The organism is Telluria aromaticivorans (assembly GCF_013003915.1).
Taxonomy (GTDB): Bacteria; Pseudomonadota; Gammaproteobacteria; order Burkholderiales; family Burkholderiaceae_D; genus Telluria; species Telluria aromaticivorans.
This window is the reverse complement of the sequence record NZ_JABAIV010000012.1, coordinates 34322-46893: the sequence shown is the minus strand read 5'-3', so window position 1 is coordinate 46893 and position 12572 is coordinate 34322. Positions and strand designations below refer to the sequence as shown.

11 protein-coding genes are annotated in these 12572 nt (G+C 65.2%); 4 read left to right on the top strand and 7 right to left on the bottom strand.

The window, feature by feature from the left end:
* Positions 1 to 121 precede the first annotated feature (121 nt).
* From astB to HGB41_RS22030, 6 genes are all read right to left on the bottom strand, one after another.
* Positions 122 to 1465 carry an N-succinylarginine dihydrolase gene (gene astB / locus HGB41_RS22055; RefSeq protein ID WP_171088460.1) on the bottom strand — a complete coding sequence of 448 codons (1344 nt, stop codon included), beginning with the start codon at positions 1463 to 1465 and terminating at the stop codon, positions 122 to 124.
* A 2-nt stretch (positions 1466 to 1467) separates the two neighbouring features.
* The gene (gene astD / locus HGB41_RS22050; protein ID WP_171088459.1) at positions 1468 to 2949 is read right to left on the bottom strand and encodes a succinylglutamate-semialdehyde dehydrogenase; all 1482 of its coding nucleotides are present in this window, start codon (positions 2947 to 2949) and stop codon (positions 1468 to 1470) included.
* The gene (astA, locus tag HGB41_RS22045) at positions 2942 to 3988 is read right to left on the bottom strand and encodes an arginine N-succinyltransferase (protein WP_171088458.1); all 1047 of its coding nucleotides are present in this window, start codon (positions 3986 to 3988) and stop codon (positions 2942 to 2944) included. The genes astD and astA overlap by 8 nt, the downstream gene beginning before the upstream one ends.
* 11 nt (positions 3989 to 3999) lie before the next feature.
* Positions 4000 to 5028: an arginine N-succinyltransferase gene (locus tag HGB41_RS22040; RefSeq protein WP_171088457.1), complete on the bottom strand. Its 1029-nt coding sequence runs from the start codon at positions 5026 to 5028 to the stop codon at positions 4000 to 4002.
* A gap of 88 nt (positions 5029 to 5116) precedes the next feature.
* A complete protein-coding gene (locus HGB41_RS22035; protein ID WP_171088456.1) occupies positions 5117 to 6358 on the bottom strand; it encodes an acetylornithine/succinyldiaminopimelate transaminase in 1242 nt (413 codons plus the stop codon).
* Between the two features lie 430 nt (positions 6359 to 6788).
* Positions 6789 to 7730, bottom strand: coding sequence for a GlxA family transcriptional regulator (locus tag HGB41_RS22030; protein ID WP_171088455.1), 942 nt, complete (start codon positions 7728 to 7730; stop codon positions 6789 to 6791).
* 198 nt (positions 7731 to 7928) lie between these two features.
* Here HGB41_RS22030 and HGB41_RS22025 point away from each other — a divergent pair, with 198 nt between their 5' ends.
* The 4 genes from HGB41_RS22025 (at position 7929) to HGB41_RS22010 (ending at position 11332) form a co-directional block, all read left to right on the top strand.
* Complete coding sequence (locus HGB41_RS22025; protein ID WP_229423173.1) at positions 7929 to 8336, top strand: MarR family winged helix-turn-helix transcriptional regulator; 408 nt, start codon at positions 7929 to 7931, stop codon at positions 8334 to 8336.
* 10 nt (positions 8337 to 8346) lie between these two features.
* Complete coding sequence (locus tag HGB41_RS22020; RefSeq protein ID WP_171088453.1) at positions 8347 to 8628, top strand: hypothetical protein; 282 nt, start codon at positions 8347 to 8349, stop codon at positions 8626 to 8628.
* A gap of 86 nt (positions 8629 to 8714) precedes the next feature.
* The gene (locus HGB41_RS22015) at positions 8715 to 9548 is read left to right on the top strand and encodes an HDOD domain-containing protein (protein WP_171088452.1); all 834 of its coding nucleotides are present in this window, start codon (positions 8715 to 8717) and stop codon (positions 9546 to 9548) included.
* Positions 9549 to 9919: 371 nt separating this feature from the next.
* Complete coding sequence (locus tag HGB41_RS22010) at positions 9920 to 11332, top strand: FAD-binding oxidoreductase (protein ID WP_229423172.1); 1413 nt, start codon at positions 9920 to 9922, stop codon at positions 11330 to 11332.
* A 216-nt stretch (positions 11333 to 11548) separates the two neighbouring features.
* On the opposite strand, the gene secF is transcribed toward HGB41_RS22010, so the two are convergent.
* A complete protein-coding gene (gene secF / locus HGB41_RS22005) occupies positions 11549 to 12571 on the bottom strand; it encodes a protein translocase subunit SecF (RefSeq protein ID WP_171088451.1) in 1023 nt (340 codons plus the stop codon).
* Between the last annotated feature and the right edge of the window lies 1 nt (position 12572).

Genomic DNA, 12572 nt, shown 5'->3' with positions numbered 1-12572 from the left:
TTGGACGGGGGTGTCCCGTCCGAATTCCGTGTGCGCCGCAGCATTCCCGGGTGCGCCAATCCGTTATTAGAACATGCCATGCGGGCTGGGTCACGCCCGTTCCGCTTGGCCCCACGCAGGCTCAAGACAGGTCGTAAAGACCCGGCAGGCCAAGGATGCGTTCGAGTTCCTCAAGGGCAGCCAGGCATTCGTTCGCCAGCTGCGGGTCGGCCAGGTCTTTCGGCTCGATGCGGTCGCGGTAATACTGTTCGACCCAGGGCACCAGCTTCGCATACAGGGCTTCGGTCATGACCACACCCTGGTGCATGGCGCGCGCTTCGTCGTCGCTCAAGGCCACGCGCAGGCGCAGGCAGGCAGGGCCGCCGCCATTGCGCATGCTCTGGCGCAGGTCGAACTCGAGCAGCTCGTCGATCGGCCCGCCGCCGGCCACCAGGCCGTCCAGGTAACGTGCCACCGCCTCGTTCTCGCGGCATTCGTGCGGCACCAGCAGCGCCATGCCGCCATCCGGCTTGCTCAGGAGCTGGCTGTTGAACAGGTAGCTGGCCACCGCGTCGGCCACCGGCACCTGCCCGGTTGCCACCCGTACCGGCAGCAGCTCGGTGTCCACCACGGCCAGCGCGCGGCGCAATGCCTCGAGGGTGCCGGCTTCATCGAGGAAGGCCTGGTCGTGATAGAACAGCACGTTGCCGTTGCCGACTGCAATCACGTCGTTATGGAACACGCCCTGGTCGATCACCTCCGGGTTCTGCGACGCGAACACGGTGCGCGCCGGATCCAGTCCGTGCAGGCGTGCGACTGCCTGCGAAGCTTCGAGGGTCTGGCGCGCCGGGTATTTCTTCGGGCTCGGCGCGGACGGGTCGAACTCCACCCGGCCGTAGACAAAGAACTCGACGCCGGCCGCGCCGTGCGAGCCGGCAAAACGGGTGTGGTTGGCCGCGCCCTCGTCGCCGAAGGCCGGCACCGGCGGCAGTGCGTCATGCACCATGAAGTGGTCGCTGTCGCCAAAGATCGCGCGCAGCGTGCGCGTCGCCTGCACGTGCTCTTCCGAGCGGTGCAGCTTGTTGTTCAGGTTCGCCGCCGTGAAATGCACGCGGCCATCCTGCGTATCGCTCGAGGGGCTGACGGTGGCCGCGTTGGCGGTCCACATCGGCGCGGCCGAGTAAGCACAGGCCAGGATCACCGGCGCTTCACGGTAAGCACGTGCCAGCACGTCGGCGTCGGTGCCCGAGAAGCCGATACGGCGCAGCAGGCGGAAGTTCGGACGCGCCTGCGGCGGCATCACTGCCTGGGCAAAGCCGCGTGCGGCCAGTGCGCGCATCTTGGCCAGGCCCTGCAGGGCAGCCTGGCGCGGGTTCGAGCTGCTGCGCACATTGCTGAACGAGGCGACGTTGCCGAACGAGAGGCCGGCGTAGTTGTGGGACGGCCCAACCAGGCCATCGAAGTTATATTCGCGAGCGGTACGCATAATCAGAAGCTCAGTCCCGGCGACAGCTTGGCCGGCAGTTCAAGTTCGGACGTCTCGATCGAGGCGACCGGATAGGCGCAGTAATCGGCCGCGTAATAGGCGCTCGGGCGGTGGTTGCCCGACTTGCCGACGCCGCCGAACGGCGCCGAGCTGGCAGCGCCCGTGGTCGGGCGGTTCCAGTTGACGATACCGGCGCGGGCGCGCACGGCGAAGCGCTTCCACAGTTCTTCCGACGGCGACAACAGCGCTGCGGCCAGGCCGAATTCGGTGGCATTTGCAGCGCGCAACGCGGCGTCGAAGTCCTTCACGCGGATCACCTGCAGCAGCGGGCCGAACCACTCTTCGTCCGGGATGTCCTGGGCGTCGGTGGTGTCGACGATGCCGGCAGTGACGAAACCGGTGTTCGGATCGGGCTGCTTCATCTGCAGCAGCACCTTGCCGCCCTTGGCAGCCATGCCGGCCTGCGCTTCGACCAGGCGCGCAGCGACCGTGCTTGATACCACCGGACCCATGAAGGGCTGTGGCTCGGCGTTCGAGGCGCCAACCTGCAGGGTCGAGGCGATTTTTACCAAACGGTCAAGAAATGCCTGTCCTGCGGGCGTGTCCTGGATGACCAGGCGGCGCGCACAGGTGCAGCGCTGGCCGGCCGAAATGAAGGCCGACATCACGGTATGGTGCACGGCGGCGTCGAATTCCTTGCTATCGACCGGAATATCCCAGACCACCAGCGGGTTGTTGCCGCCCATTTCCAGTGCCAGCATCTTGCCCGGCTGGCCGCCGAATTGCTTGTGCAGGGCGGCGCCGGTCTGGCTGCTGCCGGTGAACAGGATGCCGTCGATGTCAAGGGCCTGGCCGAGCGCCACGCCGGTATCGCGGCCGCCGTTGACCAGGTTCAGCACGCCCTTCGGCAGGCCGGCCTGCTCCCACAGCTGCACGGTTTTTACAGCGGTACGCGGCGCATATTCGCTCGGCTTGAAGACAACGGTGTTCCCGGCGATCAGGGCCGGCACGATGTGGCCATTCGGCAGGTGGCCGGGGAAGTTGTACGGGCCGTAGACCGCGAACACGCCGTGCGGGCGGTGGCGCAGCACGGCATTGCCGTCGGCGACCTTGCCGGCCACTTCGCCGGTACGCGCGCCGTAGGACTGCACCGAGATGTCGATCTTGTTGGCCATGGTGGCCACTTCGGTACGCGCTTCCCACAATGGTTTACCGACTTCTTCGGCGATGATGCCGGCCAGTTCTTCGGCATGTTCCTTCAGCAGGTCGCGGAAACGCGTGGCCACAAGGATGCGCTCTTCCAGGGGCGCCAGCGCCCAGGATTCGAACTGCGCACGGGCGGCGGTCACTGCCTGCTGCACGTCTTCCGTGGTGGACTGCTTGCTGGTCCAGGTCTGGCGGCCGGTCGACGGGTCGATGGTGGCGAGTTCCGTGCCGCTGCCGGCGAGCCATTCGCCATTGATGTAGTTCGACAGATTAGCCATGCGCGTTCTTCCTTGCGTTGAGGGTCAGCGTCCGCACTTCGTCGCCGGCCTGCACGTGCAGCTGCGAGAGTTCCTGGGCGGTCAATGCGACGCGGTTGGCGCCGGGGACGGCGCGGGTGAGGATCATGCGGAAATCGGCCAGCTTGGTGTTCGAGACCAGCACGTGCTCGGTCTCGCCGTCCGGCACGCCTTCTGCGGCGGTGGCCAGCACGCTGTCGCGCACCGCGCGCAGCTCGGACACGCGTCCCTGCAGCACCGGGCCGGCGTCAAAAATGTCGACATAACCTTCGTAATGCATGCCTTCGTTTTCCAGCAGCTTGCGCGCCGGCAGGGTCGAGGTGTGCACCTGGCCGATGACTTCGCGCGCCGATTCCGGCAGGTAGTCGACGTAGAGCGGCTGGCGCGGCATCAGTTCGGCGATGAAGGATTTCTTGCCGATCGCGGTGAGGCCGTCCACATGGTTGAAGTCCATCTTGAAGAAATGCCGGCCCAGGCCTTCGTAAAAGGGCGAGACGCCCTGTTCGTCCTGGTAGCCGCGCATCTCGGCGATGATCTTCTCGGTGAACATGTGCTTGAACTGGGCGATGAACAGGAAGCGGCTTTTCGACAGCCACTTGCCGTTGAAGCCGGCGCGGTATTGCGGCAGCAGGAACAGCGAGCACAGTTCGGTCGAGCCGGTCAGGTCGTTCGACAGGTACAGGGTTTCCATGCGCGTGAACACGTTCAGTTCGCGGCTGCAGTGCACCAGGGTGCCGATACGGTAGTTGTAGAACGGCTCGGTGAGGCCCACCGCGCCCTTGATCGCGCAAACGCCGGCGATGCGGGCAGGCTCGCCAGCATGCGCCGTGTGCTCGAGCACGAACATGTAGTCGCGCTCTTCGGGCGGGATGGTTTCGTTGAACGATTCCACCGCGGTGGCGATGCGGTCGCCCAGCATCTTGAGGTCGGGCTTGAGGGTGGTCATGCCGCTTCCGGCCTGGCGCGCCATTTCCATCAGGGCGTCCAGGTCGGAAGTTTGAATTGCACGGATTACGAGCATGGAGTCCTCTTTCAGATACGCACGCAGGTGACGCTGTCGCCCGCGGATACACCCAGCGCCTGCTGGGCCTCGCGCGACAGGCAAATGGCCTGGGCGGTGTCGACCGGCGGGCAGGCGGTGATGACGGCGCGGAAGTTCTGTTCGGTGCTGGCCACCGCATAGGTCACCAGCGATTCGAGCGGCGCGTCAATCCGGGCATTCTCGACCTGGCGCTGGTGCGAGCCGCAGAACGAGCGCAGCGAATTGCGGTGCGCCTGCAGGATCGGGCCGCCGTCGAAGATATCGATGTATTCGTCGGCTTCGAAGCCTTCCTGGGCCAGCAGGTCGAAGGCGAGTTCGCCGCTCGGGTGGATCTGGCCCAGCGCGGCCTGGGCGTCACCCGGCAGCAGCGGCACGTAGACCGGATAGTGCGGCATCAGCTCGACGATCAGGGTGCGGTTGCGGGCGCCGTCGATGACGCGTTCGGCCTCGAGGAAGTCCATCTTGAAGAACTTGCGGCCCAGCGCGTTCCAGAAGGCCGACTGGCCATCGGAGTCGGTGACGCCGGCCAGCGGCACGAAGAAACGGTCGCCAAAGCGGTGCGGCGCCAGCACGGCATACAGCAGGCGCGCGCGCGACAGCAGCGCAGCTTCGCTGCCTGCGCTGTCGCGGTTGCGGATATAAAAGCCCGACAAATGCGAATAGGCCGTCAGTTCCGAGCACAGGGTCAGCGCGTGCACGCTGTGGCTGATGTTCAGGTCGCGCGAGACCTGCTGGATCACGTCGTTGCGGAACGCAAAATAGGTACCGTTCGAGCCGGCCGACGCATGGATCGACGAGGTGCCGATCACTTCATGCGTGCGCAGGTCTTCCAGCACGAACTGGTAGGACTCCTCGCTCGGGATATCGACCTGGGCGGCGAAGGAAGCGATCGAACGCTCGACCGACGCGACGATCGCTTCGCGCGTGCGCGGCAGCGTGTGCACGCCGGGAATCGAGACCGCCCCCAATACCTCGAGGGCGCCGATATCACCGCGTTCTACCGGACGGACTACATACATGCGAACTCCTGAAAGAGATCAATCGATCTGGTCAAACGGCGCGGCCGGCCGCGCTGCTGACAGCGGGCCGGCCGGGACACGGCGTGGATCAGGCGGCGACGAAGGCGTCGACGGCTTGGCGCATCAGGCGATCCGCTTCCGCGATCTGCTCGTCCGACACCACCAGCGCCGGCGCCAGGCGCACCACGTCGGGGCCGGCGATGAGCAGCATCAGGCCGAGTTTCTCGGCCAGCTTGGTGTAGTCCTTGGAACGGCCCTTGTAGGCTTCGGCCATCGGCAGGCCGATGAGCAGGCCCATGCCGCGCGGCTTGCCGAATACCTGCGGGTAGTCGGCCGAGAGCTTATTCAGGTTGGCGAAGATCTTGTCGCTGGCTTCAACCACGCGCGCCAGGAAGCCTGGGTTGCTGATGGTCTCGACGACCTTCAGGCCGACGGTCGCCGCCAGCGGATTGCCGCCATAAGTGGTGCCGTGCGAACCGACGCCGAAGTGCTGCGCAATCTCTTCGGTGGTCAGCATGGCGCCGATCGGATAGCCGTTGCCGAGTGCCTTGGCCGAGGTCAGGATGTCCGGGGTGACTTCCATCTGCTGATAGGCGTAGAAGCTGCCGGTACGGCCCACACCCGACTGCACTTCGTCGAACACCAGCAGCGCGCCAGTCGCGTCGCAGAACTCGCGCAGCGCCTTGAGGTATGCCTTGTCGCCCGGGATGACGCCGCCCTCGCCCTGGATCGGCTCGACGATCACGGCGGCGACATCATCAAGGATCGCGGCGCGCGCCGCTTCGATGTCGTTGTATGGGATGTGGCTCAGTTCCTGCGGCAGCGGCTCGAATCCTTCGGTGTACTTCGGCTGGCCGCCCACCGACACGGTGAACAGCGTACGGCCGTGGAAGGACGACAGGCAGGACACGATGCGCGACTTGTGCGGGCCGAATTTCGTGTGTGCGTACTTGCGCGCGAGCTTGAGGGCCGCTTCGTTGGCTTCGGCGCCCGAATTGCAGAAGAAGGCGCGGTCGGCGAAGGTGGCTTCGGTCAGGGCCGAACCAAGACGCAGCACCGGCTCGTTGGTGTAGCCATTACCCAGGTGCCAGAGGGTGTTGACCTGCTTGGTCACTGCTTCGACCAGGGCCGGGTTGCAGTGGCCGAGGCTCGAGACGGCGATGCCCGAGGTGAAGTCGAGGTAACGCTTGCCTTCCTGGTCCCACACTTCCAGGCCCGCCGCGCGCACCGGCACCATGGCAGCCGGGGCATAGGTCGGGACGAGGACTTCGTCGAAGGTCTGCCGAGTGACAGGCCGCGTGGTGACACCCGAATCAAGCTTTGCGTTCATGGCTTCTTCCTCATCTTTCACGAAGGTTGCGCGCGGCTTGAAGCGCCGCGCAGGTTGAAGCCATTATAGAAACCCACCCCCACAAGTTCTTGCAGAACTGCGACAGGGATTTTCGTTTTTAGTCGGAGAAAGATTGTGGGAATGGCAAGGGGTCTTTGGTACGTCCCGTCGGCATACCCGTAAAGGACCTCTTGAGGCACCGCCAGCACGTCGTACCGGCGAAGGCCGGTACAGTGCCACTGGCACTGTACCGCCTAAGTTCGGCGCGTTTCGGTATCGCTTGCGTTCGCACTGTTCATAGGAATTGGATCCCGGCCTTCGCCGGGATGACGATGCTGAGGGAGCGGGTGAAAGGATGCGATTACGGTTTGCGAGCCCACGCCGGTGGCGCCACTATGTGCCGAGTGCGACTTCTGCATTAACAGGCATCCTACTGCCCCAGCTTCCTCTGCCGTTCCTCCCGCGGCGTATTCCCGAACAGCGCCCCAAACGCCGTCGAAAAGTGCGAGCCCGACGAGAACCCGCACATCAGCCCCACCTGCACGATCGAATTATTCGTTTCGATGAGCAGCTTGCGGGCCCGCTGCAGGCGCAGCTCGAGGTAGTAGCGCGAAGGCAGGCTGCCGAGGTATTGCTTGAACAGGCGCTCGAGCTGGCGCCGCGAGACGCCCGACAGCTGGGCGATTTCGTCGGTCGACAGCGGCTCTTCGATATTCGCTTCCATCAGCGCCACCGCCTCGGTGAGCTTGGGCTGCAGGGTGCCGAAGCGGGCCTGCAGCGCCACCCGCTGGCGCTCGTCCTTGCCGCGCACCCGGTCCACGCACAGGATTTCCTTGACCTGGGCCTGCACCGCGCCGCCGAACAGCATCTCGACCAGGGTCAGGGCGAAATCGATGCTGGCGGCGCCGCCGCAGCAGGTCAGGCGGTTGCCGTCGACTTCGAACAGGTTCGGTGTGAACAGGGCCTGCTCGGCCAGCGCATTGGTGTCGGGGTACAAGGCCCAGGGCAGCGCGGTGCGGATGCCATGCAGGGCGCCGGCGTCGGCCAGCCACAGCACGCCGGCGCCGACCCCGCCCCAGAACGGCGCGGCGCGGCAGCGCTCGACCAGGGCGCGGCAGTTGGCGGGCCGCAGCGCGGCTTCCGCTTCGTCGGCCACCAGCAGCACCAGGTGCCAGTAGCGCTGGGCGTCGGCCATGAATTTGTCGGGGCTGCGCACGTCCACGTGCAGCAGTTCGGGCCCCAGCAGCTTGGCTGCAAGGCGCAGCGGCTGGACCAGGCCGGACCAGGTCAGCATGTCCGGCTCGCCCGCGTTCACCAGCAGCACGCGCAGCGGGCGTTCCTGTGCCAGCAGGGACAGGTCAGCAGGCTGCATCGGTTCGGTTCGGCGGTGTCATACGGGGAAAGGGGCATGGCGCCCGGTGGTACGCATGGCCCGCTATCATACAGAACAATGCGCAAGGCAATCAGGGCGCCCGTCCCGGCCGGTATTCGGATAAAGCTTTGCAGGCGGCTATAATCCTGCCCCATGGGGGAACGATATTTAAAGAGTGTCCGGCTGCTGGCCGAGTGCATGCAAGGCTTCGAGCGTTTTTCCGGCGAATCGGTGCGCCAGCACGGGCTGACGCACGCGCAGTTCGATATCATCGCCACGCTGGGTAACACCCCTGGCATGAGCTATAAGGAACTGGGCGAGCGCACCCTGATCACCAAGGGCACGCTGACCGGGGTGATCGAGCGGCTGGAGCAGAAAGGCCTCGTCGTGCGCGAACGCAGCAACGACGACAAGCGTTCGTTCTTCGTGCGCCTCACGCCGGGCGGCGAGGCGGTATTCTGCGACGTGTTCCCCAAGGTCGTCGCGCATGGCAAACAGCTGTTCGCCGGCTATGGCACGACCGATTTCGATGCCCTCGACGCCGCACTGCGCAAGCTGCGCGACCGGATCGCCGCCGGCGGCGTCTCCCACCCTTCTGACAAATAAAGGAATCGCCTTGAAAACCTCCCTGATCGACGGCAAGAAGCCTGCCCATTTCGACAAGCACATCATCGGCAACATCCTGCTGGACGTCGCCCCCCTCGACGAAGTGCAGCAGGAAAGCATGCTGATCGGCGTGCGCAACGACTCCGGCGAGATCTATCGCCTGATCGGTGCGACCAAACTCAACAGCTTCATGAACGCCGTCGAGGAATTGATCGACCTGGGCCTGACCGACGAGCTGCAGGACACCGAAGAACAGAAGGAAGGCTGCGACGCCATCTTCAGCGAGCTGTGATCGAAAAGCGGCAGCGCCAGGCGACGGCGTAATGCTGCAAGGCAATATTTGTCAGCCCGGCAGTGCAATGGGGGTATAATTTTTCGATGGACCGACTCTCTGCCCTCAAGAGCATCGCCGCCCAGGCCAGCCGCGGCGACCTCAGTTTCCCCACGAACGTCGATGCGACGCTCAAGCTCCAGCGCGCCCTGAACGAGCCCGACTGCCATACCGACATGGCGGCGCGGCTGGTGCAGGCCGAGCCCTTGCTGGCGGCGCGCACCGTCGCGATTGCCAATTCGGTGGCCTATAACCGCGCCGGGCACGACGTCACCAACGTCCGTGCCGCGGTGGCGCGGGTAGGCTTTCGCACGCTCGGGGCGCTCGCCGCCGCCGTCATCGTGCGCCAGCTGGCGAGCGAAATCACCGATCCCGGCCTGCGCGCCAAGGCCGACCAGCTGTGGATCCATTCGGCCCACGTGGCCGCGCTGGCCCAGGTGATCGCGCGCCGCGTCTCCTTCGTCGATCCGGAAACCGCGATGTTCGCCGGTGTCGTGCACGAAGTGGGCGGCTTCTACCTGCTCTCGCGCGCCGAGGAATTCCCCGGCCTGCTCGACGGCGGCCCGGAAGACTGGCTCGAACATGGCGAAGTGGCGATCGGCCGCGGCGTGCTGCTCAAGCTGGGCGTGCCGGTACCCGTGATGGGTGCGATCGAGGCGCTCTGGAACGGCATGCGCGCACTGCCCCCGGAAACCCTGGGCGACACCCTGCTGCTGGCCAAGGACCTGGCGCCCTTCCCTTCCCCGCTGCACCAGCGTCCCGGCGCTACCACGCCGGAAAGTGCGGCTACCATCGACTTCACCATCGGCGAAGGCACGCTGGCCCAGGTGCTGGCCGAATCGGCTGAAGAAGTGAAGAGCCTGGCCGCTGCGCTGCTTTAGCAGACAAAAAAATGCCCACTCGATGAGCGGGCAAAGTCCAAAACTAGGGATGTCCTGAAAGAGACAGTTCCACTATAGTTCCCGCCCGGGGCCGCTTCCGTGCGCTGATTCACACAGCGCTGGCTTTGTGGCGAAAACAGCACCGGCAAAAAAAAACCCGCTCACTGAGCGGGTGAAGTCCAAAACTAGGGATGTCCTGAAAGAGACAGTTCCACTATAGGGGGCCGAGGTAGGGCACTCGGTGCGCTGATTCACACAAGCTGGAAATTTCATATTCGTTGCTACCGCAGCGACGTAGAAAAAATACACTTTCTATGGATCAGCCGGCCAATATCCGACAATCGTCCTTACCCACCTCCCCCAGTTGCTCCATGGAGGGGCCGCGCCGCCGCTTCCTGGTCCGGGCGATGGCCGGCGCCGGTCTCCTGTCCCTGCTCCCGGCCCCCGCCCTGGCTGCGCCCGGCATTACCATTGCCAACGTTACCGGGCTGTACCCGGTGCAGGTATCCCGGGTGGCAGCGCCCCTGTCCACCGCAGAAGTCGCGGCGGCGATCCGCAACTGGCCGGGAAAGATCGCGGTCGGCGGTGGACGCTACAGCATGGGCGGCCAGGCCGCGATCACCGGTGGCCTGCACCTCGACATGCGCGGCATGAAAGGGCTGGTCCGGCTCGACGCCGACGCGCGGGTGGCGCGGGTGCAGGCCGGGATGCGCTGGCGCGACCTGCAGGACCTGCTCGACCCGCTCGGGCTGGCAGTGCACACGATGCAGAGCTTTTCCAATTTCACGGTGGGCGGCGCAGTGTCGGTGAGCGCCCACGGCCGCTATGTCGGCCACGGTCCGGTGGTCAATTCGGTCCGGGCCCTGCAGCTGGTGCTGGCCGACGGTTCCATCGTGGAAGCGACGCGCACCCGTAACCGCGAGCTGTTCCGCGCCGCGGCGGGCGGCTATGGCGCGGTAGGCGTCATCACCGAGGTCGAACTCGACCTGGCCCTGAACACCCGCATCGAGCGCGTCGTCGAAGCGGTGGCGCTGGAAGACTACCCGCGCTACTTCCGGCGCGAAGTGCACGGCAGCGGCTGCATCTTCCATAACGCCGACCTGCTGCCGCCCCTGTTCAACGCCCCGGTCGCCGTGTCGTGGCGCACGACCGCCAGGCCCGTGACCGAACCGGCCAGGCTGGTGGCGCGCGGGCAGTCGTATGGGCTGAACCAGAACGTGCTGTTCGCCATGACCGAGCTGCCGCGCGGCGAGCTGTTGCGCACCCACCTGGTCCACCCCCTGCTGCTGGCGCAGCCTGCCGTGAAGTGGCGCAACCACGAGGCCAGCCTCGACGTGGCGGAGCTGGAGCCGCACACCCGCGCGATGTCGACCTATGTGCTGCAGGAGTACTTCATCCCGGTGCGGCATTTCACCGGCTTTGCCCGCGCGATGGCCCTGGTCATCCGCAAGCACGAGGCCCAGGTCGTCAACGTCTCGGTGCGCCACTCGCCGGCGGACCCGGTATCCCTGCTGCCCTGGGCCAAAGAAGAAGTGTTTTCCTTCGTCGTCTACTACAAGCAACGCACCGGCCAGGGCGCCCAGCGCCACGCCGGCGTGTGGACCCGCGCCATGATCGAAACGGCGCTCGGCTTCGGCGGGCGCTATTACCTGCCCTACCAGCTCCATGCGACGCGGGACCAATTCAACCGGGCCTATCCGGAGGCGGCGCAGCTGCGCGCGCTCAAGCGGCAAGTCGATCCGGCGGGCCGGTTTTCCAACGAGTTATGGGCGCGCTATTTGTGAGCCGGCCCCGCCGGCAAAAAAAAACCCGCTCCGGTTGAGGGAGCGGGTGAAGTCCAAAACTAGGGATGTCCTGAAAGAGACAGTTCCACTATAGGGTTGGGTTGGGCCCGGCTCTGTGCGTCAACACACACAAATGCCGAAGTTGTCACATTCCTTGCGCCAAATGTAAAAAATGCCGCCCGTTACTTGGGCGGCATTTTTTTTCGACAGACGGGATTACACGACTGCGCCGTCGGTTTCGTCTTTTTCTTTCACTGGCTTGATCAGGTCTTCGCGCTTCACGCCCAGCCACATGGCCAGCGCGGCGGCGACGAACACCGACGAATAGATACCGAAGCAGATGCCGATGGTCAGCGCGATGGCGAAGTAGTGCAGCGCGTGGCCGCCGAAGAACAGCATCGACAGCACCATCAGCTGGGTCGAACCGTGGGTGATGATGGTGCGCGAGATGGTGCTGGTGATCGCGTGGTCGATCACTTCCGGCACGCTCATCTTGCGCTGCTTGCGGAACATCTCGCGGATCCGGTCGAAGATGACGACCGATTCGTTGACCGAATAGCCCAGCACCGCCAGGATCGCCGCCAGCACCGTGAGCGAGAACTCCCACTGGAAGAAGGCGAAGAAGCCGAGGATGATGATCACGTCGTGCAGGTTGGCGATGATGGCCGAGACGGCGAACTTCCACTCGAAGCGGATCGCCAGGTAGGCGACCACGCCGACGATCACCATCAACAGCGCGTTCAGGCCGTTCTGGGCCAGCTCTTCGCCGACTGCCGGACCGACGTATTCGACGCGCTGCAGGCTCACCTGCTCCTGGCCGCTTGCTGTAACGCAGCTGGTGCGGCTGACCTGCTCGCCCTTCTCGGTCGTGACCTGGGTGACCTTCGGCGTGCCCTGCTCGGACGCGCAGATGGCCTGGAACACGGTGGCCGAGGTCCCCGCCTGCGGGGCGCCCTGCACGATCGGCAGGCGCAACAGGACGGCCTGCGCGGTGCCGAAGCTGGCCACTTCAGGCGCTTCGTAGCCGATGCCGCGCAGCGTGCCGCGGATCTTTTCCTGGTCGGCGGCATGCGGGTAGCGCAGCTCCATCACGGTGCCGCCGGTGAACTCGACCGAATAATGCAGGCCCTTGGTCACCAGGAAGAACACCGCTGCCAGGAAGGTCACGGCCGAAATCACGTTGAGGATCAACGCGTGGCGCATGAACGGGATGTCCCGTTTGATCTTGAAAAATTCCATC